Source organism: Streptomyces sp. NPDC101227, from assembly GCF_044767545.1.
Taxonomy (GTDB): domain Bacteria; phylum Actinomycetota; class Actinomycetes; order Streptomycetales; family Streptomycetaceae; genus Streptomyces.
On record NZ_JBIWOD010000037.1, the window covers coordinates 1 to 22,077 of the forward strand.

23 protein-coding genes are annotated in these 22,077 nt (G+C 71.2%); 9 read left to right on the plus strand and 14 right to left on the minus strand.

Annotation, left to right across the window (positions count from 1 at the left end; genetic code table 11):
* Positions 1-371: 371 nt before the first annotated feature.
* A complete protein-coding gene (locus ACIRPT_RS40570) occupies positions 372-1,028 on the minus strand; it encodes a DNA-3-methyladenine glycosylase (RefSeq protein ID WP_403515743.1) in 657 nt (218 codons plus the stop codon).
* A gap of 180 nt (positions 1,029-1,208) precedes the next feature.
* Between ACIRPT_RS40570 and ACIRPT_RS40575 the strand changes: the two genes are divergently transcribed.
* From ACIRPT_RS40575 to ACIRPT_RS40585, 3 genes are all read left to right on the plus strand, one after another.
* Positions 1,209-1,991: a sporulation protein gene (locus tag ACIRPT_RS40575; protein ID WP_403515742.1), complete on the plus strand. Its 783-nt coding sequence runs from the start codon at positions 1,209-1,211 to the stop codon at positions 1,989-1,991.
* 43 nt (positions 1,992-2,034) lie between these two features.
* Positions 2,035-2,574, plus strand: a complete 540-nt coding sequence (locus ACIRPT_RS40580; RefSeq protein WP_403515741.1) for a YbhB/YbcL family Raf kinase inhibitor-like protein — start codon at positions 2,035-2,037, stop codon at positions 2,572-2,574.
* A 407-nt stretch (positions 2,575-2,981) separates the two neighbouring features.
* A complete protein-coding gene (locus ACIRPT_RS40585) occupies positions 2,982-3,488 on the plus strand; it encodes an HNH endonuclease (RefSeq protein ID WP_403836882.1) in 507 nt (168 codons plus the stop codon).
* 32 nt (positions 3,489-3,520) lie between these two features.
* Here ACIRPT_RS40585 and ACIRPT_RS40590 read toward each other — a convergent pair whose 3' ends face one another.
* The 4 genes from ACIRPT_RS40590 to ACIRPT_RS40605 all read right to left on the minus strand — a co-directional run bounded on the left by ACIRPT_RS40590 (position 3,521) and on the right by ACIRPT_RS40605 (position 6,731).
* Complete coding sequence (locus tag ACIRPT_RS40590; protein WP_403515738.1) at positions 3,521-4,288, minus strand: sulfite exporter TauE/SafE family protein; 768 nt, start codon at positions 4,286-4,288, stop codon at positions 3,521-3,523.
* An 85-nt stretch (positions 4,289-4,373) separates the two neighbouring features.
* Complete coding sequence (locus ACIRPT_RS40595) at positions 4,374-5,309, minus strand: SPFH domain-containing protein (RefSeq protein WP_403515736.1); 936 nt, start codon at positions 5,307-5,309, stop codon at positions 4,374-4,376.
* A gap of 127 nt (positions 5,310-5,436) precedes the next feature.
* Positions 5,437-5,850 (minus strand): NfeD family protein, encoded by a 414-nt coding sequence (locus tag ACIRPT_RS40600; protein WP_403836907.1) that lies wholly within the window; start codon positions 5,848-5,850, stop codon positions 5,437-5,439.
* A gap of 71 nt (positions 5,851-5,921) precedes the next feature.
* A complete protein-coding gene (locus ACIRPT_RS40605; protein ID WP_403515734.1) occupies positions 5,922-6,731 on the minus strand; it encodes an ABC transporter ATP-binding protein in 810 nt (269 codons plus the stop codon).
* Positions 6,732-6,821: 90 nt separating this feature from the next.
* On the opposite strand from ACIRPT_RS40605, the gene ACIRPT_RS40610 reads away from it, so the two are divergent.
* Complete coding sequence (locus tag ACIRPT_RS40610) at positions 6,822-7,640, plus strand: hypothetical protein (protein ID WP_403836885.1); 819 nt, start codon at positions 6,822-6,824, stop codon at positions 7,638-7,640.
* 101 nt (positions 7,641-7,741) lie between these two features.
* Here the strand turns inward: ACIRPT_RS40610 and ACIRPT_RS40615 are convergent, their stop codons facing one another.
* The 4 genes from ACIRPT_RS40615 to ACIRPT_RS40630 all read right to left on the minus strand — a co-directional run bounded on the left by ACIRPT_RS40615 (position 7,742) and on the right by ACIRPT_RS40630 (position 10,356).
* Complete coding sequence (locus tag ACIRPT_RS40615) at positions 7,742-7,987, minus strand: chaplin (RefSeq protein WP_403836887.1); 246 nt, start codon at positions 7,985-7,987, stop codon at positions 7,742-7,744.
* Positions 7,988-8,145: 158 nt separating this feature from the next.
* On the minus strand, positions 8,146-8,391 hold the full coding sequence (locus ACIRPT_RS40620) for a chaplin (RefSeq protein ID WP_403836889.1): 246 nt from the start codon (positions 8,389-8,391) through the stop codon (positions 8,146-8,148).
* Between the two features lie 170 nt (positions 8,392-8,561).
* The gene (locus ACIRPT_RS40625) at positions 8,562-9,218 is read right to left on the minus strand and encodes a response regulator (RefSeq protein WP_403515726.1); all 657 of its coding nucleotides are present in this window, start codon (positions 9,216-9,218) and stop codon (positions 8,562-8,564) included.
* Positions 9,211-10,356 (minus strand): GAF domain-containing sensor histidine kinase, encoded by a 1,146-nt coding sequence (locus ACIRPT_RS40630; RefSeq protein WP_403836891.1) that lies wholly within the window; start codon positions 10,354-10,356, stop codon positions 9,211-9,213. The genes ACIRPT_RS40625 and ACIRPT_RS40630 overlap by 8 nt, the downstream gene beginning before the upstream one ends.
* Positions 10,357-10,547: 191 nt before the next feature.
* On the opposite strand from ACIRPT_RS40630, the gene ACIRPT_RS40635 reads away from it, so the two are divergent.
* The 3 genes from ACIRPT_RS40635 (at position 10,548) to ACIRPT_RS40645 (ending at position 13,632) form a co-directional block, all read left to right on the plus strand.
* On the plus strand, positions 10,548-11,273 hold the full coding sequence (locus ACIRPT_RS40635; protein ID WP_403836893.1) for an SDR family NAD(P)-dependent oxidoreductase: 726 nt from the start codon (positions 10,548-10,550) through the stop codon (positions 11,271-11,273).
* Complete coding sequence (locus ACIRPT_RS40640; RefSeq protein WP_403836909.1) at positions 11,273-12,397, plus strand: S-adenosylmethionine:tRNA ribosyltransferase-isomerase; 1,125 nt, start codon at positions 11,273-11,275, stop codon at positions 12,395-12,397. Before ACIRPT_RS40635 ends, ACIRPT_RS40640 begins: the two co-directional genes overlap by 1 nt.
* A 485-nt stretch (positions 12,398-12,882) precedes the next feature.
* Positions 12,883-13,632: a transglycosylase SLT domain-containing protein gene (locus ACIRPT_RS40645; protein ID WP_403515721.1), complete on the plus strand. Its 750-nt coding sequence runs from the start codon at positions 12,883-12,885 to the stop codon at positions 13,630-13,632.
* An 85-nt stretch (positions 13,633-13,717) separates the two neighbouring features.
* Here ACIRPT_RS40645 and ACIRPT_RS40650 read toward each other — a convergent pair whose 3' ends face one another.
* Positions 13,718-16,294, minus strand: coding sequence for an FHA domain-containing protein (locus ACIRPT_RS40650; RefSeq protein WP_403836895.1), 2,577 nt, complete (start codon positions 16,292-16,294; stop codon positions 13,718-13,720).
* 497 nt (positions 16,295-16,791) lie between these two features.
* Here ACIRPT_RS40650 and serB point away from each other — a divergent pair, with 497 nt between their 5' ends.
* Entirely contained in the window at positions 16,792-18,039 is a 1,248-nt protein-coding gene (gene serB, locus ACIRPT_RS40655) for a phosphoserine phosphatase SerB (RefSeq protein ID WP_403515717.1), read from the plus strand.
* Positions 18,040-18,341: 302 nt separating this feature from the next.
* On the opposite strand, the gene ACIRPT_RS40660 is transcribed toward serB, so the two are convergent.
* The 4 genes from ACIRPT_RS40660 to ACIRPT_RS40675 all read right to left on the minus strand — a co-directional run bounded on the left by ACIRPT_RS40660 (position 18,342) and on the right by ACIRPT_RS40675 (position 21,109).
* Positions 18,342-18,860: a SixA phosphatase family protein gene (locus tag ACIRPT_RS40660; protein WP_403836897.1), complete on the minus strand. Its 519-nt coding sequence runs from the start codon at positions 18,858-18,860 to the stop codon at positions 18,342-18,344.
* Between the two features lie 390 nt (positions 18,861-19,250).
* On the minus strand, positions 19,251-19,463 hold the full coding sequence (locus ACIRPT_RS40665) for a hypothetical protein (protein WP_403836899.1): 213 nt from the start codon (positions 19,461-19,463) through the stop codon (positions 19,251-19,253).
* Between the two features lie 199 nt (positions 19,464-19,662).
* The gene (locus ACIRPT_RS40670; protein WP_403836901.1) at positions 19,663-19,779 is read right to left on the minus strand and encodes an SGM_5486 family transporter-associated protein; all 117 of its coding nucleotides are present in this window, start codon (positions 19,777-19,779) and stop codon (positions 19,663-19,665) included.
* A 16-nt stretch (positions 19,780-19,795) separates the two neighbouring features.
* Entirely contained in the window at positions 19,796-21,109 is a 1,314-nt protein-coding gene (locus tag ACIRPT_RS40675; RefSeq protein WP_403836903.1) for a CynX/NimT family MFS transporter, read from the minus strand.
* Positions 21,110-21,263: 154 nt separating this feature from the next.
* Here ACIRPT_RS40675 and ACIRPT_RS40680 point away from each other — a divergent pair, with 154 nt between their 5' ends.
* Entirely contained in the window at positions 21,264-21,947 is a 684-nt protein-coding gene (locus ACIRPT_RS40680) for a FadR/GntR family transcriptional regulator (RefSeq protein ID WP_403836905.1), read from the plus strand.
* The last annotated feature ends 130 nt before the right edge of the window (positions 21,948-22,077 follow it).

A 22,077-nucleotide genomic window follows, 5' to 3' on the forward strand; every position in this document is an offset into this window, starting at 1 on the left:
ACCTTACCAGATCCGTTTCCGTCTCCGGCCCCCTGTTGGAGCGGGGTTCGGCCTCCGGCTTTCGCTTTTCGGCCTTTCCGACTTTAGCAGATCCGCGCCTCGCCGTTTCCGGTCGAATTTCGTTTCCGATTTCCCGTCGGAGGGGATTGTTCACGCCCTTCGGCGCGGTAACTACGTTAGCGACTTTCCTTGGCGGCTCATAATCGGGCCGCGAGGATCGAATTTTGGCAACGCCAAATTCGACCCGTTAGGGAAGCGTTCGTAGTGGTTGGTTGTGCCGCCTGGCGGTCTGCGCAGATAGCGCTGCCCGTCTCCAGCGGCTCGGGCTACGTTAGGGGTTTGGTCGGCGAGAGTCAAGTAGCTCCCGGCGATCAAGTGGCTGAAGTGGTGCGGCGACGCGGGGTGTGCGGGCGGTACTGGCTGACGGTGGGTTCGTCGGCGATCCAGTAGCGCCAGGGGTGGTCGGCGCCGTCGCCGCCGACACCGACGCGTGGGCCGTTGCGGACCCTGGCCGGGGCGGCGGGGGTGCCGTACAGAACGGAGAGCGGGGCGGTGGGATCGCCTCCGTGGCAGACATCGGTGCTGTTCAGGGTGCGGTCGATGTCGAGAGCGGTGGCGAGGCGGGCCGGGCCCTTGGCCAGTTCGTCGGTGTTGCGGGCCTTGGGGCGGCGGCCGGCGGCCAGGTGGGTTCCGGTGAGGATTTCGCCGCCGCGCAGGAGGACACCGCTGGCCTCACCCTCGGGGCCGCAGACCAGATTGGCGCTGAACCACATGCCGTAGATGAAGTAGACGTACGCATGGCCGGGCGGGCCGAACATGGCGGCGTTGCGGGCGGTGCGGCCGCGGTAGGCGTGGGAGCCGGGGTCGCTCTCTCCGTCATAGGCCTCGACCTCGGTCAGGCGGAGCTCGATGGGGCCGTCGGGGGTGTGGCGTACAAGGGTGCGGCCGAGGAGGTCGGGGGCGACCTCGAGAACCGGGCGGTCGAAGAAGGCGCGGGTGAGCGGCATTCGTTCCGGTACGTCGGTCATGCGGACCGAGGGTAGTGCAGGGGGGCGACTGGCCATGGGGGCGTCGGGGTTGGGAAGGTGTGGCTGGTTCGCGGAACCGGCCTGCGTCATTCCGCGTTCGTAGAGTTCAAGCCGGGACGGCACAAGCCGCGGTCCGGGCGGCTAAACAGAGCACAGGCGTTGCGCCTGGGGAGGACGAGCATGGGGTTCAAGAAGCTGATGGCGAGCATGGGGGCCGGGGGCGCCAAGGTGGAGACGGTGCTCTTTGAGGAGAACGTCGTTCCTGGTGGCGTTGTGCAGGGTGAGGTGCGGGTTCAGGGCGGGTCCGTGGCGCAGGAGATCCAGGGGATTTCCGTCGGGCTGCAGGCGGTCGTCGAGGTGGAGACCAGCGACGGCGAATCGAAGCGGAACATCGAGTTCACCAAGCTTCAGGTGGGTGGCGCGTTCCAGGTGCAGGCGGGCGCCGCGCACACCGTGCCCTTCGGTCTGGAGATTCCGTGGGAGACGCCGATCACCACGTTCCTGGGGACGCATCTGCGCGGGATGAGCGTAGGGGTGACCACGGAGCTGGCGATCGCGCGTGCGGTGGACTCCGGCGACCTTGACCCGGTGAACGTTCACCCGCTGCCGGCGCAGCAGGCGATTCTGGATGCGTTCGGGCGGCTCGGGTTCCGTTTCAAGTCCGCTGACCTGGAGCAGGGGCGTATCCGGGGGACGCGGCAGAAGCTGCCGTTCTATCAGGAGATCGAGTTCCATGCGCCGCAGCAGTACCGCGGGCTGAACCAGGTCGAGCTGTCCTTCGTCGCCGATGACCGCGAGATGGACGTGGTGCTTGAGATGGACAAGAAGCCCGGTCTGTTCACCGGGGGCTCGGACTCGTACCGGCAGTTCACCGTGGGCCTCAACGACTTCGAGGGGACCGACTGGGCGGGTTACCTCAACCAGTGGCTGGCGGAGGTCGGCGGTAAGCGGAACTGGCTCTAACCTGGCCGGACAGAGTGTCAGCAAGCGATCTGGAGGTGTCGAGGTGTCCGAGCTGAAGCGGCGGCCGCTCCCGCACGATTTCCATCCGCCGGTGGCTGAGTTCACGGTGCACAGCGATGAGGTGGAGCCGGGCGGGACGCTGCGGCCGGAGCAGGTCCTCGCCGAGGGGAACCGTTCGCCGCAGCTGCGGTGGGAAGGGGCGCCCGCGGGGACCAAGAGCTACGCCGTCACCTGCTACGACCCGGACGCGCCGACGGGCAGTGGCTTCTGGCACTGGACGCTGTTCGACATTCCGGTATCGGTGACCGAGCTGCCGGGCGGCGCCGGGAGCGGTGACATGAAGGGGCTTCCCGACGGGGCCGTGCATGTCCGGAACGACTACGGGACGCGGGACTTCGGGGGCGCGGCGCCGCCGCCGGGGGACGGTCCGCACCGCTATGTGTTCACCGTGTATGCGGTGGATCAGGAGAAGCTCGGTCCGGATGCGGATGCCTCGCCGGCGGTCGTCGGGTTCAATCTGCGGTTCCATGCGATCGGGCGGGCCCAGCTGATTGCCGAGTACGAGGTGCCGGCGGCGGGCTGAGGCCGTGACCGACCGGTAATTGCGTTGCGCCCCGGCGCTTCCCGCACGCACAGTGGTTCCTGGCTGACGGCCTGTACAAGGCCGTCGGGCAGCTGGTACCGCAGTGGCGGGAGCGGCGGGGCGCAGGTGTGTCGGCCCGCGGTTTGCCGGAGTCCGCATTCGTGTCGGGCGTCCGCGCCGGCTGCCGTGCGCTCCGGGTCCCGCGTGTCTCACGGGGGCGGGATCCGGAGCGTCCTCTCTTGCCGTGTGCCGCCCCCGGGGCCGCCCCCGGCCCCCTCTTCTTCACCTGCTTGCCGCCTGCCATTTCCCTTGTGGCGTACGGAAATTGCGTTGTTCGGGGAATACCTGCCACTGCACAGTGGAGCAACTTCGCCGCGGGGGCGGAGCGGGTCCGGGAGGTGGACGGGATGCGCGAGACTCTGGTGCTCAATGCGAGCTTCGAACCGCTGTCTACGGTGTCGCTGCGGCGCGCGGTGGTGCTGGTGATGCAGGACAAGGCCGTGGTCGAGAACGCGCACCCGGGGCTGCGTATCCGGGCCGCTTCGGTCGATGTGCCGGTGCCGCGGGTGATCAGGCTCAGCAGATACGTACGGGTGCCGTTCCGAAGACGTGCGTCGTGGTCTCGGCGGGGTGTGCTGGTGCGGGACCAGCACCGGTGTGCGTACTGCGGGCGGCGGGCGACGACCGTCGATCACGTCGTGCCGAGGGCGCAGGGCGGCACGGACACCTGGCTGAATACCGTCGCCTCGTGCGCGGAGGACAATCACCGCAAAGCGGACCGTACGCCCGAGCAGGCGGGGATGCGGCTGCTGCGGCGGCCGTTCGAGCCGACGCCGGCCGATGCGATGCTCTCCGCGCTCGGGGTGTCCGTACGGGAGGAGCTGCCGGAGTGGCTGGGGGCGCTGCCGGCGTAGCGCCCCCCGAGGCGGCCGTCGGTCAACTCGCCCTATTTGAGGAGCAGTTGGACGATGGCCGCCAGGCCGACGGCGACGATGACGGCGCGCAGGGCGGTGGGCGGCAGGCGGCGGCCCACCTTCGCGCCGATCTGGCCGCCGAGGGCGGAGCCGACGGCGATGAGCAGGACGGCGGTCCAGTCGAAGCGGGCGACGAAGAGGAAGAAGATCGCCGCGACGCCGTTGACGATCGCGGCGAGGACGTTCTTGAGGGCGTTGAGGCGCTGTAGGTCCTCGCTGAGCAGCAGGCCCATCAGGGAAAGGTAGATCACGCCCTGGGCGGCGCCGAAGTAGCCGCCGTAGACGCTGGCCAGCATCAGGCCGGCGAGCAGCAGGGGGCCGCCGTCCCGCGGCACGGTGGTGTTGTTGCGGGCGCGCCGGGCGCGGAGGGCGGCGGCGAGCTTCGGCTGCAGCACCACAAGGATCAGTGCGACGGCGATCAGTATGGGGATGATCGTGTCGAACGCCGCGGAGGGCAGCGCCAGCAGCAGGATCGCCCCGGCCAGGCCGCCGATCAGGGCGGCGGCTCCGAAGCGGAGGATGCGGGGGCGCTGGCCGGCCAGTTCGCGGCGGTAGCCGATGGCTCCGCTGACCGAACCGGGCACCAGGCCGAGGGTGTTGGAGACGTTCGCCGTGATGGGTGGCAGGCCGACGGCGAGCAGCACCGGGAAGGTGATCAGGGTTCCGGAGCCGACGATGGTGTTGATGGTGCCGGCTCCTATGCCGGCGGCGAGGACTGCGACTGCTTCCCAGATGGACAAGGCCATCTCCTCACGTGATCAGTGGTCGCCTCCCCGCCATGAAGGTCGAGGGGCCACCACTGATCATGCACGAGGGGTGTGAACGTCAGTCGATCGGGGGCGCTTCGCGGTTCGGCGAGCTGGGCTTGGGGATGGTGCCGCCGCCCGCGGGGTTGAAGTTGCCGATGGCGCCGCCGAGGCCCTTGAGGGCGTCGCCGATCTCGCTGGGCACGATCCAGAGCTTGTTGGCGTCGCCCTCGGCGATCTTCGGGAGCATCTGGAGGTACTGGTAGGACAGCAGCTTCTGGTCCGGGTCTCCGGCGTGGATGGATTCGAAGACCACCCGGATCGCCTGGGCCTCGCCCTCGGCCCGCAGGGCGGCGGCCTTGGCCTCACCCTCGGCGCGCAGGATGGAGGACTGCTTCTCACCTTCGGCGGTGAGGATCTGGGACTGCCGGACACCTTCGGCCTGGAGGATGGCGGCGCGCTTGTCGCGGTCGGCGCGCATCTGCTTCTCCATCGAGTCCTGGATGGAGGTCGGCGGCTCGATCGCCTTGAGCTCGACGCGGTTGACGCGGATGCCCCACTTGCCGGTGGCCTCGTCGAGGACGCCGCGCAGCGCGGCGTTGATCTCCTCGCGGGAGGTCAGGGTCCGCTCCAGGTCCATGCCGCCGATGATGTTCCGGAGCGTGGTGACGGTGAGCTGCTCGATCGCCTGGATGTAGCTGGCGACTTCGTACGTCGCGGCGCGGGCGTCGGTGACCTGGTAGTAGATGACGGTGTCGATGTTCACGACCAGGTTGTCCTGGGTGATCACCGGCTGCGGGGGGAACGGCACGACCTGTTCGCGCAGGTCGATGCGGTTGCGGATGGAGTCGATGAACGGGACGACGATGTTCAGACCGGCGTTGAGGGTGCGGGTGTAGCGGCCGAAGCGTTCGACGATGGCGGCGCTGGCCTGGGGGATGACCTGGATCGTCTTGATGAGTGCGACGAACACGAGCACCACCAGGATGATCAGGACGATGATGATGGATCCCACAGCGGCTCCCGTGCCCTTCGTTTCTGGTCCGTGCCGGCCGGTGACCGGCGTGGCTGTCAATCGGTGGTGCGCTACCTGCCGTTGATCAGTCTTTCAGAGACGCGGTGCGTCGTGCAGCGTCTTCAGGTCAGATGACGACGGCCGTGGCTCCCTCGATCTCGACGACGTCGACCTTCTGGCCCACCTCGTAGATCTGGTCGTCGTCGAGGGCGCGGGCGGACCAGATTTCTCCGGCGAGTTTGATGCGGCCGCCTTCGGTGCCGTCGATGCGTTCCAGGACCGTGGCGGTCTTGCCCTTGAGTGCCTCGATACCGGAGGCGAGTTGCGGGCTCTGGCCTCGGTGGCGGTTGGCGATGGGGCGTACGACGGCGATCAGCGCGACCGACACGGCGGCGAAGACGATGAATTGCGGGACGGCGCCGCCACCGAGTGCAGCGGTGACGGCGCCGGCGCCGGCACCGACCGCGAGCATCCCGAATTCGGGCATCGCGGTCACGATGAGAGGAATACCCAGTCCTACGGCGGCGATCAGCCACCACACCCATGGATCCACGGCTTCATGGTAGGTCCGCGGGGCTGCCCGGGACAGGGCGCGACCGGTCGGCTGCTCCGTCAGGCGAGGGGCAGGCCCTGGGCGGTCCAGCGGTCTCCGTTGCGCTCGACGATCAGGGGGAGGCCGAAGCAGTGGGAGAGGTTGCTGGAGGTGAGTTCGAGGTCGAGCGGGCCGGCGGCCAGGACCTTGCCCTGACGGATCATCAGGACGTGGGTGAAGCCCGGGGGGATTTCCTCGACGTGGTGGGTGACCATGATCATCGAGGGGGCGTAGGGATCGCGGGCGAGGCGGCCGAGGCGGCGGACGAGGTCCTCGCGGCCGCCGAGGTCGAGGCCTGCGGCGGGCTCGTCCAGGAGGAGGAGCTCGGGGTCGGTCATCATCGCGCGGGCGATCAGGGTGCGCTTGCGCTCACCCTCGGAGAGGGTGCCGAACTTGCGGTCGAGGTAGTCGTTCATGCCGAGGCGGTCGAGGAAGGCGCGGGCGCGCACCTCGTCGACCTCCTCGTAGTTCTCCTGCCAGGTCGCGGTCATGCCGTACGCGGCGGTGAGCACGGTCTGCAGGACGGTCTGGCTGCGCGGCAGCTTGTCGGCGAGGGCGATGCCGGCGATGCCGATGCGCGGGCGCAGGTCGAAGACGTCGACCCGGCCGAGCTTCTCGCCGAGGATCGTGGCGTTGCCGGCGCTCGGGAAGAGGTAGCTGGAGGCAACGTTCAGGAGGGTGGTCTTGCCGGCGCCGTTGGGACCGAGGATCACCCAGCGCTCCCCCTCTTTCACCGACCAGGAGACCTGCTCCACCAGAGCCCGTCCTTCGCGGACCACGGATACGTCCACCAGCTCCAGTACATCGCTCATGAGCGCGTTGTCTCCCATTGCTTCTCGGTCGTCTCGTGCGCCTGTAGGCGCATCCCCCCAGCAAACCTACGCCACTCGTTGTCAGTGCCGTTCCCTAGGCTGGGGAGCATGCTCGATGAACCTCGTTCAGGACGGTTGGCCTCATGGGGAAATGCCCTTTTGGCCGGACTTGTCTCACCTGATGAAGCCGCGCACCGCATCGCGGACGATGACGCGGTGCACCGCGTCGCGGATCTGCCCGGAGAGGAGGCCCCGGTCGGGCTGACCCTTGCCCTGGGGCGGCTGCGGCGGCTGGGGGCGGTCGGCCTGCGGGTGGCGCTGCCGGTGCCGGGGCATCCGCTGGGGCTCAGCGGACCGCCGGAATTCAATGCGCGGGCGCTGGAGGCCGGGGAGGCGGTGCTCGCCACCGGGGCCGGGCTGGGGCTGGTGCCGGAGATATACGAAGCGGGGCCGGAGGGCGGCTCGGGGCCTGACGTGCATGTCGAGGTGATCTGGCACTGCCTGCCGGTGCGGGAGGCGCCGCCGGCCGATGTGCCGTCGCTGGGCGAGGCGGAGCGGGAGCTGGCCGAGGCGCTGCGGGATGCGACCGAGGTGCTCTCGAAGCTGGATGTGGCCGGGGCCGGTCCGGTCGCGCAGGCCGCGCTGGAGGCCTACCGGGCGCGGGCCGAGGCCGGGCGGCAGGTGCTGGCGCCGGGCTATCCGCCGCGTGCGGTACGGGTGTTGGAGCTGGCGCAGCGGGTGGGCGCGCTGATGGACATCGCCCTCCCCCAGGCCCCGAGGGCGGGCGGGGAGCACGGCGGGGCGGTCAGCTCGTCGGAGATCGCGGCGCGCGCGGAGGCGCTGCGGCCGGTGGAGCGTACGGCCCGGCGGGCGCAGGTGGCCGCGTACAACTCCGCGGTGGAGGAGCGGGAGCGGCGCGGGCGGTGAACCGGGAGAGCCCCGCCGGACCGTGGCGCGGTCGGCGGGGCGCCGGGAGAGGGGCCGAACGGCCCGGGCGGCCCGGGGTGTCGCGCCCCGGGCCGAGTGCCTCAGAAGTTCGCGGTCTCGTTTCCGAAGGCGGAGTTGAGCACGCCGACGACGTTGACGCTGTTGCCGGTGACGTTGGCGGGCACGTGTACCGGGGCCTGGACGAGGTTGCCGGAGCCGACGCCGGGGGAGTTCGTCGCCGTGCCGTGGGCCTGCGGGCCGCCGGTGGCGAACGCGGAACCGGCGGCGGCACCGAGGGCGAGACCGGTGGTGGCGAGGACGAGAGCGGCCTTCTTGGCAGTGTTCATGAGAGCGAGTTCCTCACTTGGCGGCGCAGGGCCGCGATGACGGGGGCTGTGTGGAGGGGGACCGGCCGCACGTCCAGGAGTGGCGGGGCCGGTCCGGCATGGCCCGCGCGGACCGTGGCGGCACGCGGATCATGCGGATGGTGCGGGCAGTCCTGCGATCAGTGGTTGACGCAGTGGTTGCCGAAGGCCGGGTTCAGCACACCGACGACGGAGATGGTGTTGCCGCAGGCGTTCACGGGGATGTGGACGGGAGCCTGGACGAGGTTGCCGGAGGCGACGCCCGGGGAGTGCACCGCAATGCCGTCCGCCTGCGAGCCGGAGTGAGCGGAGGCGACTCCGGCGCCCGCGGCGGCGAGACCGCCCGCCACCATCGTGATGGCCGCAACCCGCTTGATGTTCTTCACTTCTCTTGCTCCTCGTTGCCGATGCCGCGGCCAGCCGCCGCGGCTGCACTGGACAACGCCGGGGCACGGAGAGGGATACGCCAAATGGGCTACGTCTACACGACAGTATGAATCTCGGATGGGAAGACGACGTTCCGCTTCGACGGCACGGTAGAGGGGCGCTGACGCCGTCAGGCCCCGATGCCGTGCCGGACCGCCCAGAGCGCGGCCTGGGTCCGGTCGGCGAGGTCGAGCTTCATCAGGATGTTGGAGACATGCGTCTTGACGGTCTTCTCCGAGAGCACGAGGGCACGGGCGATCTCGCGGTTGGAGCGCCCGTCCGCGATCAGGCCGAGGACCTCGCGCTCCCGCTCGGTCAGTGAAGTGCCGCGCCCCTGGCCGTTGTTGCCCTCTTCCTGGGAGAGCAGGGCGCCGGCGACCTCGGGCTGGAGCAGGACATGGCCCGCGTGGACGGAGCGGATGGCGCCGGCCAGCGCCTCGGGGTCGATGTCCTTGTAGACATAGCCCGCCGCGCCGGCCCGCAGCGCGGGGACGACGGTGCGCTGTTCGGTGAAGCTGGTGACGATCAGCACGCGTGCGGGGTTGGTCAGTTCGCGCAGCTTGCGCAGGGCCTCTATGCCGTCCATGCCGGGCATCTTGACGTCCATCAGCACCACGTCGGGGCGCAGCTGTTCGGCGGCCGCGACGCCCTCGGCGCCGTCGGAGGCCTCCCCCACGACGTCGATGTCGTCCTGGACCTCCAGGAATGTGCGCAGTCCCCGGCGTACGACCTGGTGATCGTCCACCAGCAGTACGCGAATGGTCCGCCCGTCGCCGATGTCAGCCACCGGGTACCTCCATCTCCACAGCGGTGCCCTTGCCGGGCTCCGACTCCACCCTGAGCTTGCCGCCGACGCCGCCGGCGCGGTCCCTCATCGATACGAGTCCCAGGTGCCGGCCGGCGCGGCGCACCAGGCCGGTGTCGAAGCCGCGGCCGTTGTCGGCGATGCGCAGCAGCGCTCCCTGGCCGTGGCGGGCGAGGGTCACCTCGACCTGGCCGGCGTCCGAGTGCCGCAGGGCGTTGTGCAGTGCCTCCTGCGCGACCCGCAGCAGCGCCTCCTCCTGGGCGGCGGGGAGTGCGCGGAAGCCCCGGGCCTCGAAGGTGACGTGGGCGGTGTGGGCGCGGTCGAGGACCTGCGCCTGGGAGCGCAGCGTGGCGACCAGGCCGTCCTCGTCCAGCGCCGCGGGGCGCAGCTCGACGACGGCGGCGCGCAGTTCGTCGGCGGCCTCCGCGGCCAGCGCGGCGATCTGGTGGAGCTCGTCCTTGGCGCGGGCCGGGTCGCGGTCGACCAGCGCGGTGGCGGCCTGGGCGGTGAGCCGGAGGGAGAAGAGCTTCTGGGCGACCGCGTCGTGCAGCTCATGGGCGAGCCGGGCGCGTTCGCCGGCGATGGTCAGCTCGCGGCTGCGCTCGTAGAGGCGGGCGTTGGTCAGGGCGATGGCGGCGTGCTGGGCGAGTATGCCCAGGAGGCGCTCGTCGTCTTCGGTGAAGCCGCAGATGCCGTCCGGTTTGGGGCAGCGCTTGTTGGCGAGGAAGAGGGCGCCGAGGATCTCGTCGCCGTCGGCGACCGGCAGGCCGATGAAGTCGGACATGTCCGGGTGGGCGGCGGGCCAGCCGCCGAAGCGGGGGTCCTCGCGTACGTCGGCGAGCCGCTCGGGGGTGGCCTCGTGGAGCATGGCGGCGAGGATGCCGTGCTGGCGGGGCAGGGGGCCGATGGCCCTCCACTGTTCGGCGCTGACGCCGTCCACCACGAACTGGGCGAAGCCGCCATGGTCGTCGGGCACCCCCAGCGCGGCGTACTCGGCGTCCAGCAGCTCGCGGGCCGAGGCGACGATCGTCTTGAGGACGTCGCGTACCTCCAAATGCCTGCTCATCGCCAGGATCGCGGTGCTCACCGCGGGGATCCCGGCCCCCGTTCCGTCTGTCATGGCTTCACCGTACCGGCGGGACGAGGAGGCCGTATCGGTCGTGCGAACTCCCCCGCCTACGCCCCGGGGCCTAGGCCGAATGCCCTGGTCACGGCCCGTCGGATGCCCGACGCCGGTGGGGTTGTGGCGTTCCTAGCGTGAAGGGCGAGGGCGCGGGACAGTCTGCCCGGCCCGGAACAGGGGACGTGATCATGCCGGTGGCAATCATTACGGGCGCATCGAAGGGGCTGGGCCGGGCGCTGGCCGCGGCGCTGGCGGGGCGGGGCTGGGATCTGGTGGTGGATGCCAGGTCGGCCGGTCCGCTGGAGGAGGCGGCGCGGGAGCTGCGCGCGAGGGGGGCGCGGGTGGTGGCGCTGCCCGGGGACGTGGCGGACGGCGGGCACCGGGCGGAGCTGGTGGCCGCGGCGCGCGGGCTGGGCGGGCTGGATCTTCTGGTCAACAACGCGAGTGTGCTGGGCGCCGAGCCGCTGGTGCGGCTGGCGGAGCATTCGCTGGACGGGCTGCGGGCCGCGCTGGAGGTGAATGTGGTGGCGCCACTGGGGCTCGTCCAGGAGGCGCTGCCGCTGTTGCGGGCCGCCTCGGGCGCGTCCCCCTATATAGGGGCGGCCGGGGCCGTGCTGGCGATCAGCTCGGATGCGGCGGTCGGGGCGTATGAGACATGGGGTGGTTACGGGGCGGCGAAGGCGGCGCTGGACCAGCAGTCGGCGGTGCTGGCGGTGGAGGAGCCGGGGCTGCGGGTGTGGTGGGTGGACCCGGGCGATATGCGGACGGATCTCTTTGCGGCGGCCGTGCCGGACGAGGACGGCTCCGGGCGGCCGCTGCCGGAGAGCGTCGTGCCTGCGCTGCTGCGGCTGCTGGACGGGCCGGCGGCCAGCGGGCGGTATGTGGCGGCGGAGCTGCTGGACGGTGTCCGGTGATCGCGGACGCGCTGCGGGTGCCGGAGGAGCTGTCGGCGCGGGTGCCGGCCGAGCAGCGGGGGCCGGGGCTGGACCGGGATGCCGTACGGCTGCTGGTCAGCCGGGGTGCACAGGAGGCGGGGCACCATGCGTTCGGGGAGCTGCCGGGCCTGCTGGCGGCCGGGGACGTCCTGGTGGTGAACACCTCGCGGACGCTGCCTGCGGCGGTGGACGGCCGGATCGGGGACGGGCGGGGGCGCGGCGAGCCGGTGGTGGTGCACTTCTCGACGCGGGGGGACCGGTGGCATCCGGCGGGGCGGGCGGTGGCCGGGTGCTGGGCGGTGGAGCTGCGGCGTCCGGACGGGCGGGGCAGCACCCGGCCGCGGGCGGGCGGCCCGGCCGGCACGGTGGTGCGGCTGCCGGGCGGGGCGCGGCTGACGCTCGGGGCGCCGGTGGAGCCCGGGAGCGTACGGCTGTGGTGGGGGCGGGTGACGGGCGGCACCGCGGCGGAGGTGATGCGGCGGTACGGGCGGCCGATCCGGTACGGGTACACGGACCGGGACCAGCCGCTGGCCGCGTATCAGACGGTGTTCGCGGTGGACTCCCCCGGCGTGGGCAGCGCGGAGATGCCGAGCGCGGCCCGGCCGTTCACGGCGTCCCTGGTGGCGCGGCTGGTCAGTGCGGGGGTGCAGTTCGCGCCGGTCTCACTGCATACGGGGGTGGCGTCGGCGGAGGCGTTCGAGCCGCCGTATGCGGAGCGGTTCGTGGTGCCGTCGGCGACGGCGTGGCTGGTGAACGCGGCGCGGGCGCGGCGGCGTGCGGGGCGCGGCGGTGCGGGCGGGCGGATCGTGGCGGTGGGCACCACTGCCGTGCGGGCGCTGGAGTCGGCCACCGGGGCGGACGGGCGGGTGCGGGCCGCGGCCGGCTGGACGGATCTGGTGGTGACGCCGGAGCGCGGGGTGCGGGCGGTGGACGGGCTGCTCACCGGGCTGCACGAGCCGACGGCGTCGCATCTGCTGATGCTGGAGGCGGTGGCGGAAGGGCAGCGGCAGGGGGACGTGCTGGAGCGGGCGTACGCGGCGGCCGTGGAGCGGCGCTATCTGTGGCATGAATTCGGCGACCTGCATCTCGTGCTGCCCGGGTGAGGGCCGGCCCCGGTGATGCCGTGGTCGGTGCAGGGGACGCAGGGGGCGTAGGAGCCGCGGGGCCGGACGGCCGGGGTATCGGCTATCCGGCCGCCGGAATGCGGAGCGTGAAATGCAAAATGCCCGATTTGCTCCGTAAGAGCCTGAATTAAATCGCGCGAGAAGCTCGACATATACAGGCTGTGCTTTTGCAATTACGACCGGCTAGAGAAACCTCTCCACCATGTGACGCCGCGCATAGGGCGCAGGTCACTTACGAGCTCGGGTAGTGGCCCCATGAGCCCCGTGTGAGCTGGACTTTTACCGCCCTGGATGCAATTCGCGGCCCCCCGGTTCCACTATCCCGGGTCGTACGTCACACCATTGCCGGGCGAATTTTCGGCCGCTAAGAATGGCCTCCGTCGCTAGGCGCCGTGCTCACCACTCGGCGTATTCCGCCGCTGATGGCCCTTGCGACGTTCCCCACTGGAGAGGTCAACCCAGCCATGCCCAAGCACGCCATTCCTGGATTCACCAGCCTCACCCGGACCCACAAGCTCTCCGCGGCCGGAGTCGCCGCGGCCGGCGCCGCCGCCCTGGTCTTCGCGATCGTTCCGGGGGCCGACGCCGAGCAGGGCACGAGCGTGAGCCAGGCCTCTGCCGCCGAGAACATCAACATCAAGCCGGTCGCCTTCAGCGAGGTCGCCACCGCGGTCAAGAGCCAGCAGGCCACCGTCGCCAAGCAGGCCACCGACACCGCCGCCAACGCGAAGGCCGAGGCCGCCGCGAAGAAGGCGGCCGCCGAGAAGGCCGCCAAGGCCAAGGCCGCCGCCGCGGCGAAGGCGAAGGCCGAGAAGGAGCGCCAGGCCAAGGTGGCCGCGAGCCGGTCCAGCGACCGCGCCGCCGCGCCGAAGCCCGCCCCCAAGCCGGTCTACCCGAACAACCTGGACGGCTGGATCCGCGAGTCGCTGCACGTCATGGGCCAGAAGGGCATCCCCGGCTCGTACAACGGCATCTACCGCAACCTGATGCGGGAGTCGTCCGGCAACCCGAAGGCGATCAACCTCTGGGACATCAACGCCCAGAACGGCATCCCGTCCAAGGGTCTGCTCCAGGTCATCGACCCGACCTTCAAGACGTACCACGTGGCCGGCACCTCGTGGGACATCTACGACCCGGTCGCCAACATCACCGCCGCCTGCAACTACGCGGCCGACAAGTACGGCTCGATGGACAACGTGAACTCGGCCTACTGAGCCGCGGTTCACCGCTCGTACACTGCCGAGGGGCGGCACCCGGTATCGGGTGCCGCCCCTCGGCGTTCTCCTACGGCGCGCGGCCTTACTTGCGCATGACCTCCGGCTCGTGGCGGCGCAGCAGCCGGGCCACGACGAAGGCGAGCGAGACGCCCAGCGCGATCAGGATGATCATGTCCATCACATAGACGCCGGTCTGGTGCTTCCACAGCGGGTCGGGGTTGCCCAGCTCCCACGGCAGCAGCGTGTTCATGTCGGCGGTCGCGCCCATCGCGGCGACGGCCCAGCGCGACGGCATCAGCCAGGCGACCTGGGCGACGCCGACGGTGTCGAAGAGCTGGAAGAGCACGCCGGTGAAGACGACCTGGACGATGGCGAACATGACCAGCAACGGCATGGTCTTCTCGGCGGTCTTGACCAGCGAGGAGATGATCAGGCCGAACATCATGGACGTGAAGCCCAGCGCGATGATCGCCAGCGTCATCTCGATGGCCGGGGCCTTGGGGACGATCAGGCCCTCGGAGGGCATGTTGCGGGTCGAGAAGCCGATCGCCGCGATGATCACGCCCTGGACGGCAGTGACGACGCCGAGCACGACGATCTTGGACATCAGATACGCCGACCGCGACAGGCCGGTGGCCCGTTCGCGCTCGTAGATGACCCGTTCCTTGATCAGCTCACGTACGGAGTTGGCGGCGCCGGAGAAGCACATGCCGACCGCGAGGATCAGCATGATGGTGCTGGCATCGCGGTTGGTGCGGTGCTTCTCGAACGGTCCGTAGCCCAGGCCGAAGTCGCTGGGGATCAGCATCGAGACCACACCGAGGACGGCCGGCAGGATGAGCATCAGGCCCAGGAAGCCGCGGTCGGAGGCGAGCACCGAGACATAGCGCCGCATCAGGGTCCACAGCTGCGAGCCCCAGCTCTGGGACTTCTGCATCCGGGCCGGCGGCGCCTGGATGTTGACCGACTGCGGGGCGACGGCGTCGATGTCCGCGGCGTACATCTGGTAGTGCGGGGAGCCGCGCCAGCGGCCCATCCAGTCATAGTCGCGGTAGTTCTCGAAGGCCGAGAAGACGTCCGCCCAGGTGTCGTACTGGAAGAAGTTCAGCGCCTCCTCGGGCGGGCCGAAGTAGGCCACGCCGCCGCCCGGCGCCATCACCAGCAGCTTGTCGCAGATGCCGAGCTCGGCGACCGAGTGGGTGACGACGAGGACGGTGCGGCCGTCATCTGCGAGGCCGCGCAGCAGCTGCATGACATCGCGGTCCATGCCCGGGTCGAGGCCGGAGGTCGGCTCGTCCAGGAAGATCAGCGACGGCTTGGTCAGCAGCTCCAGGGCGACCGAGACGCGCTTGCGCTGGCCGCCGGAGAGGGAGGTGACCTTCTTCTCCTTGTGCACGTGCAGCTTGAGCTCGTGCAGGACCTCGTCGATCCGGGCCTCGCGCTCGGCCTCGGCGGTGTCGCCGGGGAAGCGGAGCTTGGCGGCGTAGCGGAGCGCCTTCTGGACGGTCAGCTCCTTGTGCAGGATGTCGTCCTGCGGAACGAGGCCGATGCGCTGGCGGAGTGCGGCGAACTCCTTGTAGAGGTTCCGGTTGTCGTAGAGGACGTCGCCCTCGTTGGCGGGGCGGTAGCCGGTCAGCGCCTTGAGCAGCGTGGACTTGCCGGAGCCGGACGGGCCGATGACGGCGACCAGCGACTTCTCCGGGACGCCGAAGGAGACGTCCTTGAGGATCTGCTTGCCACCGTCGACGGTGACGGTCAGATGGCGGGCCGAGAAGGAGACCTCGCCGGTGTCGACGAACTCCTCCAGGCGGTCGCCGACCAGCCGGAAGGTGGAGTGGCCGACGCCGATGATGTCGTTCGGGCCGACGGGCGCCTTGCCGGACTTGGGGACCGGCTGGCCGTTGATGTACGTGCCGTTGTGGCTGCCGAGGTCGTGGATCTCGAAGCGGCCGTCGGGGGTGGCGCGGAACTCGGCGTGGTGGCGGGAGACCTGGAGGTCGGAGACGACCAGCTCGTTCTCCAGCGCACGGCCGATGCGCATCACCCGGCCCTGGTCGAGGCGGTGGAACGTGGTCGGGCTGCGGTCGCCCTGGGCCTGCGGGACCGGGCCGTTCACCTTCTGGGCGGGGCGCTCCTGGGGGACGGACTGCTGCGGGGGCACGGCCTGCTGCGGCTGCTGGGCCTGCTGCGGCGGGATGTACGGCGGCTGCTGGGCCTGCGGCGGGGCCTGCCAGCCCTGCTGGGCGGGCGGCTGATGCTGCACGGGCGCCTGGTGGGCGGGCGGCTGATGGGCGGGCGGGGCCTGCCAGCCCTGCTGCTGCGGCGCCATCGAGGGCTGCGCGCCTGCGGCCGGCGCGGGGGCCGAGAGGCTGATCCGCGGGCCGTCGGTGGCGTTGCCGAGATGCACGGCCGAGCCCGGGCCGATCTCCATCTGGTGGATCCGCTGGCCCTGCACATAGGTGCCGTTCGTGCTGCCCTGGTCTTCGATGATCCAGCCGCGGCCGGCCCATCGTACGGTGGCGTGCCGCCAGGAGACCCTGGCGTCGTCGAGCACCATGTCGCCCTGCGGATCACGGCCCACGTTGTAGGACCGGGACGGATCGAGCGTCCAGGTCCTTCCGTTCAATTCGAGTACGAGTTCAGGCACTCCATGCCCCATTACATAGTCCCCCGAGTGACACCCTGGATGGGAAGTCAGGGATGGCGAATCATCGTGAGGAACTATTTCAGGCTCGGCCCGCCGACCGGAAACCGGGAGGGGACCGGGGTGCATCGGCTTCCCGGCGGCACCCGGCGATGCCTCCCGCGGGGCCGGAAGGGCCCGAAGTTGCCCGGGGTTCCGGGGATTACGGGTGTTCCGTACGGCTCTGCACGGTGTCCGCGAGACGAACATCGGGCGAAATGGCCGCACCAAAAGGGGAGTTCGGGCCGCGGGCCACTCTTCCGGATCATCCCGGCAGGCCGGACCGGACACGAGTCGATAACGATCGAGGTTTCCCGGTGGCCTGGGCGCGCCGGGGGCCGGGGGCGGCGGAGGGCGGGCGCGGCGGGTCACGGACACGCCCGGTGTACCGGCGCGGCAGTCGGGCGGACCCGGGGTCCGATGCACGGACACTTGTACGGCCGCACCCGGCCGCCGGTTACCGTAAGAGCACCATGAGCGCATCGCAGATCCCGCCTGCCACCGCCGTACCTGGCGATGACGTACCGACCCTCCTCGTGAAGATCTTCGGGAAGGACCGGCCGGGCATCACCGCCGGCCTCTTCGACACCCTCGCCGCCTACTCCGTCGATGTCGTCGACATCGAGCAGGTGGTGACCCGGGGCCGCATCACGCTGTGCGCGCTGGTCACCGCCCCCACGCCCGGCCAGGGCGTCACCGGCTCGTCCGAGGGCGACCTGCGCGCCACCGTGCACAGCTGGGCCGAGTCGCTGCACCTCCAGGCCGAGATCATCTCCGGCCGGGGCGACAACCGTCCGCGCGGCGTCGGACGCTCGCACGTGACGGTGCTGGGGCACCCGCTCACCGCGGAGTCGACCGCCGCCATCGCCGCCGCCATAACGTCCTCGGGCGGCAATATCGACCGCATTTTCCGGCTTGCGAAGTATCCGGTGACCGCCGTCGAATTCGCGGTGTCCGGTGCGGCGACCGACGCGCTGCGCACGGTACTGGCCCCGGAGGCCGCGCGGCTGGGCGTGGATGTCGCGGTGGTCGCGGCGGGCCTGCAGCGCAGGGCGCAGCGGCTGGTCGTGATGGACGTGGACTCCACGCTCATCCAGGACGAGGTCATCGAGCTGTTCGCGGCGCACGCCGGGTGCGAGGCCGAGGTCGCCGCGGTGACCGCCGCGGCAATGCGCGGTGAGCTGGACTTCGAGCAGTCCCTGCACGCCCGGGTCGAGCTGCTCGCCGGGCTGGACGCGTCCGTGGTGGAGACCGTACGCAAGGAGGTACGGCTCACCCCCGGGGCCCGCACCCTCGTCCGGACCCTCAAGCGGCTCGGCTATCAAGTCGGCGTCGTATCGGGCGGCTTCACGCAGGTCACCGATGCGCTCCAGGAGGAGCTGGGGCTGGACTTCGCCTCCGCCAACACCCTGGAGATCGTGGACGGCAAGTTCACCGGCCGGGTGACGGGCGACATCGTGGACCGGGCGGGGAAGGCGCGGCTGCTGCGCAGCTTCGCGCAGCAGGCCGGGGTGCCGCTGGATCAGACCGTGGCCATCGGCGACGGCGCCAACGACCTGGACATGCTCAATACGGCCGGGCTCGGGGTGGCCTTCAACGCCAAGCCGGTGGTGCGCGAGGCGGCGCACACCGCGGTGAACGTGCCGTTCCTGGACACCGTGCTGTATCTGCTGGGCGTCACCCGCGAAGAGGTCGAGGCGGCGGACACGCACGCCGAGTGAGGCGGGACGCCGGCTTCACGGCGTACGAGAAGGGCCCTGGCGGGGAGCGCGCCGGGGCCCTTCTTCGTTGCGTTGCTTTGTGCCTCGCGGCCTGGCCGCGTCGTGGCTTGGCCGCTTCGTGGCCTCAGTGCCTCGCTGCTTCGTCGCCTCGCTGCTTCGTGGCGTCGTCGCCTCGTGGCTTCGTCACCTCGTCACCTCGTCACCTCGTCGCCTCGTGGTGTCGTGGCGTCGTGGCGTCGTGGCGAGTGCAGGTGCGGCCTTCGGCCGGGCGGCCGGTCAGCGGTGGGGCCGGACGCCGTGGCTCACTCGTGCGGCGGCAGGTAGGCGACGAGACGGCCGACGCCGTGCTCGACGGTCTTCCAGGAGCCGGTGAAGGCGATCACGGCCATCGCGGCGGTCGGGAAGCCGGAGCGGTTCATCCGTGGCAGCAGATCACCCTCCGCCTCGCCCGCGAGCGCATCGGCGAGGGCGTGCATCCCCGGGTTGTGGCCGACCAGCATCAGGTCGTTCACATCGTCGGAGGTCTCGTTCAGCAGCGCGAGGAGCTCGCCGAGCGAGGCTTCGTAGAGCCGCTCCTCGTACACCGTCTTGGGCCGCTGCGGGAGCTCGGAGACAAAGAGCTTCCAGGTCTCGCGGGTGCGGGCGGCCGTCGAGCACAGGGTCAGATCGGGGGTGATCCCGGTACCGGCCAGCCGACGGCCGGCGGCCGGGGCATCCTTACGGCCGCGGTCGGCAAGCGGGCGCTCATGGTCGCTGGTCTCCGACCATTCGGCCTTTGCGTGTCGGAGGAGGACAATCCGGCGGGGTGTTTCGGCGCTCATGCGTCCCAGCTTCGCACGAAAGGCAGCGCGGGGCGCGGGGTGTTGAGGGGCTCCCCTCTGGCGGGTGACTACGGGGCGCCAGGGGTTCCGCGCACTCCCGCCGTACGTCCGCAGAGCCCGGTGCGGGGGCGGGAAGCGCAGGGCGGGACATGCGGGGGCGCGCCGCGTCCGCTGCGCCCCACCGCGCTCGGGCCGCCTGCCGTCCCGGGCTCGACGGGACTCCGTCACGTGGCGTCCCGGCGCGGTTGCACCCCGCTGCGAGGCGAGGCGTCCCGGCGCACGGAGCCGCTCCCCGCATTGCGGGCCGGCTGCGGCGCAGAATTCAGGGTGCGCCCGCGAGAGCCCTGCCCTATACCGGGCAAGCCCTCCCCCGTACGCCCTGCGCGCCCGTCAGGCCCCCACTCCGACCAGCCTGGCGAGGATGTCCAGCAGCGCCGCCAGGCCGCTCGGGGAGACGTCGGCGGCGTGTGCCGCGGACGGGGCCGATATCAGTGCCAGCAGGGCGACGAAGGAGACCACCGGCAGGCCCAGCGCCCACCACGGCAGCCGTCGCCGCAGGCCGGCGGCCTTGGGGACGGACGGCCTGCAAGACGCGGCGGACATCGCGATCGCCTCCGTGGCGGATCGAAGGGCTGCGCGTCCGCGGCGTGCGGCGCGCCCACCGCGGCGGGCGGTGTACTTCGAAGCTACGGATCTTCGGCGCCCGTTCCTATCCGGGAAACCCCCTACTTACCCCTGACGCCGGCCCCCTAGGGGATGCGGGGGATTTCCCCACCCGCACCGGTCCGGCCGACGGGGCGCGTCAGGGCGCCGCGATGCTCGCGATGATCGCGATGATGACGGTCACGCCGAGCATGGCGCCCAGGACGAGGAGCAGCTTCTTCTGGCCGCCCGGCGGATTCGGTTCGAGCACTGGCATGCGCCCAGTGTCGCACTCACCCCTCGTCCTCGATGCGGCGGTCCCGGCCCGCCAGCACGCCCACCAGCATCTGCGGCACCAGCAGCCCGGCCATCAGCGCGATCGGCAGGCCCCAGCCGCCGCTGTGCTGGTAGAGCGCACCGACGAGCAGCGGCCCGGGGATGGAGATCAGATAGCCGACGGACTGCGCGAAGGCCGACAGCTTGGCCACGCCCGCCGAGCTGGACGAGCGCATCCCGATCATGGTCAGGGCCAGCGGGAAGGAGCAGTTGGAGATGCCCATGAGCAGCGCCCAGGCCCAGGCGCCGGCGGCCGGGGCCAGCCACAGCCCGGCGTAGCCGGCCAGGCCGCAGACGGCGAGGCCCACCGCGAGCGGACCCTGATGCCGCATCCGGGAGGCCAGCCGCGGCAGCACGAAGGAGAGCGGGACGCCCATCGCCATCGTGACGGCGAGCAGCACGCCCGCGGTGCCCGGGGAGACCCCGGCGTCACGGAAGATCTGCGGCATCCAGCCCATGGTGATGTAGGCGGCGGTGGCCTGGAGGCCGAAGAAGACGGCGAGCGCCCAGGCGGTGGGCGACGAGGTGATCCGTACGGGGGTTTCTTCGGCGGGCGCCGCACCGTTCACGGACGGTCCCGCGGCGGCGGAACGGCGGCGGACGACCGCGAGCCAGGGCAGTACGGCGATGGCGGCGAGGATCGCCCACACCGCCAGCCCGCTCCGCCAACTGCCGCCCAGCGCCGAGGTCATGGGGACGGTGAGCGCCGCGGCCAGCGAGGTGCCCAGGGCCAGCGCCATGGAGTACAGCCCGGTCATCGGGCCGACCCGGTCGGGGAACCATCTCTTGATGACGACCGGCATCAGGACGTTGCTGACCGCGATGCCGGCCAGTGCCAGCGCGCTGGCGGCGAGAAAGCCCGGGGTGCCTCCGGTGAACGGCCGGACCGCGACGCCCGCGGCTATCGCGGCCATGCCGCCGCAGACCACGGCGCCGGGGCCGAAACGCCTGGCCAGCCGGGGTGCCGCGATGCCGAAGACGGCGAAGCACAGCGACGGTACGGAGGTCAGCAGCCCGGCGACGGTGCCGCTCATGCCGAGGCCGTCCCGGACCTCCTCCAGGAGCGCGCCGAGGCTGGTGATCGCGGGGCGGAGGTTGAGCGCGGCGAGGACGATGCCGGCGATCACGATCCCGGACAGCCAACGCGTGTCCGCGCCGCCGGGCCGGGGCGCGCCGGAGGTGTCGTCGCCGTCGTCGCTTCTGTCGAGGGGGCGCGGGGTCGTGGCGGGCTCGGCCGCGGGGCCGAGGGTCGCGAGGTCTTCGTCTGCCATGGACGTCATCATAGAATCATGGGATGAATGATTGTCCACCCGTTAGGGCCGCGGTTATGGATAGCCTCTGCCGTCGCGCACGGCGCCACGGACCACACGGACCGGGCGGCGTCCGCGCCGCCACCCGTCCGCCCCACCCCTCCGGAGCACCGTCATGCCCCTGACCTCGCCCCGCCGGTCCGCGCTGGCCGACCAGGTGATCGCGCAGCTGCGCGCCCAGATCACATCCGGCGAGTGGCCGGTGGGCTCCCGCATCCCGACCGAGCCGGAGCTCGTCGAGGAGCTCGGGGTGGCCCGTAACACCGTCCGCGAGGCCGTACGGGCGCTGGCGCACAACGGGCTGCTCGACATCCGGCAGGGCTCGGGCACCTATGTGATCGCCACCAGCGAGCTGGCCGGGGTGATGAACCGCCGCTTCGCCGACGCCGACCCCCGCCATGTCGCCGAGCTGCGCAGCGCCCTGGAGGCGGAGGCCGCCCGGCTGGCCGCGCAGCGGCGTACGGAGCAGGATCTGCGGCAGCTCGACGCGCTGCTGAAGCGGCGCGAGGCGGCCTGGGAGTCCGGGGCGGCCGAGGCGTTCGTGGAGGCGGACGCGACCTTGCACATGGCGGTGGTGGCGGCCTCGCACAACGAAGTGCTCGCCGAGCTCTACGCCGACCTCGGGGGTGTGCTGCGCGACTTCCTGCGGGCCGACGTGGGCGAGGTGCTGCGGCCGGAGGCGCATATGGACCATGCACGCCTGGTGGACGCGATCCGTGCGGGTGACGGCGAACGCGCCGCCGCCGAGGCGAGCACGCACTCCTTCGGCTGCCGGTTCACCGCCTTGACGCGCGGCTGATCGGGGCGGTGCGGGGGGCTTACCGGGGGGGGGCGGCCCCCTAGGTGTATTGATCCGCAGCGTTGTTCACGCGGGTGATGGGCTGTTTCCCGTCCAGTGCGGTGTGGCATCGGTGGTGGTTGTAGGTGTG

Bases quoted from the DNA above. Each gene is read 5' to 3' on its own strand.
- ACIRPT_RS40585 (WP_403836882.1), top strand. From the start codon at position 2,982: ATGCGCGAGACTCTGGTGCTCAATGCGAGCTTCGAACCGCTGTCTACG.
- ACIRPT_RS40575 (WP_403515742.1), top strand. From the start codon at position 1,209: ATGGGGTTCAAGAAGCTGATGGCGAGCATGGGGGCCGGGGGCGCCAAG.
- ACIRPT_RS40660 (WP_403836897.1), bottom strand. From the start codon at position 18,860: ATGAGCGCCGAAACACCCCGCCGGATTGTCCTCCTCCGACACGCAAAG.
- ACIRPT_RS40665 (WP_403836899.1), bottom strand. From the start codon at position 19,463: ATGTCCGCCGCGTCTTGCAGGCCGTCCGTCCCCAAGGCCGCCGGCCTG.
- ACIRPT_RS40610 (WP_403836885.1), top strand. From the start codon at position 6,822: ATGCTCGATGAACCTCGTTCAGGACGGTTGGCCTCATGGGGAAATGCC.
- ACIRPT_RS40630 (WP_403836891.1), bottom strand. From the start codon at position 10,356: ATGACAGACGGAACGGGGGCCGGGATCCCCGCGGTGAGCACCGCGATC.
- ACIRPT_RS40645 (WP_403515721.1), top strand. From the start codon at position 12,883: ATGCCCAAGCACGCCATTCCTGGATTCACCAGCCTCACCCGGACCCAC.
- ACIRPT_RS40635 (WP_403836893.1), top strand. From the start codon at position 10,548: ATGCCGGTGGCAATCATTACGGGCGCATCGAAGGGGCTGGGCCGGGCG.
- ACIRPT_RS40670 (WP_403836901.1), bottom strand. From the start codon at position 19,779: ATGCCAGTGCTCGAACCGAATCCGCCGGGCGGCCAGAAGAAGCTGCTC.
- ACIRPT_RS40675 (WP_403836903.1), bottom strand. From the start codon at position 21,109: ATGGCAGACGAAGACCTCGCGACCCTCGGCCCCGCGGCCGAGCCCGCC.
- ACIRPT_RS40615 (WP_403836887.1), bottom strand. From the start codon at position 7,987: ATGAACACTGCCAAGAAGGCCGCTCTCGTCCTCGCCACCACCGGTCTC.
- ACIRPT_RS40570 (WP_403515743.1), bottom strand. From the start codon at position 1,028: ATGACCGACGTACCGGAACGAATGCCGCTCACCCGCGCCTTCTTCGAC.
- ACIRPT_RS40605 (WP_403515734.1), bottom strand. From the start codon at position 6,731: ATGGGAGACAACGCGCTCATGAGCGATGTACTGGAGCTGGTGGACGTA.
- ACIRPT_RS40680 (WP_403836905.1), top strand. From the start codon at position 21,264: ATGCCCCTGACCTCGCCCCGCCGGTCCGCGCTGGCCGACCAGGTGATC.
- serB (WP_403515717.1), top strand. From the start codon at position 16,792: ATGAGCGCATCGCAGATCCCGCCTGCCACCGCCGTACCTGGCGATGAC.
- ACIRPT_RS40650 (WP_403836895.1), bottom strand. From the start codon at position 16,294: ATGGGGCATGGAGTGCCTGAACTCGTACTCGAATTGAACGGAAGGACC.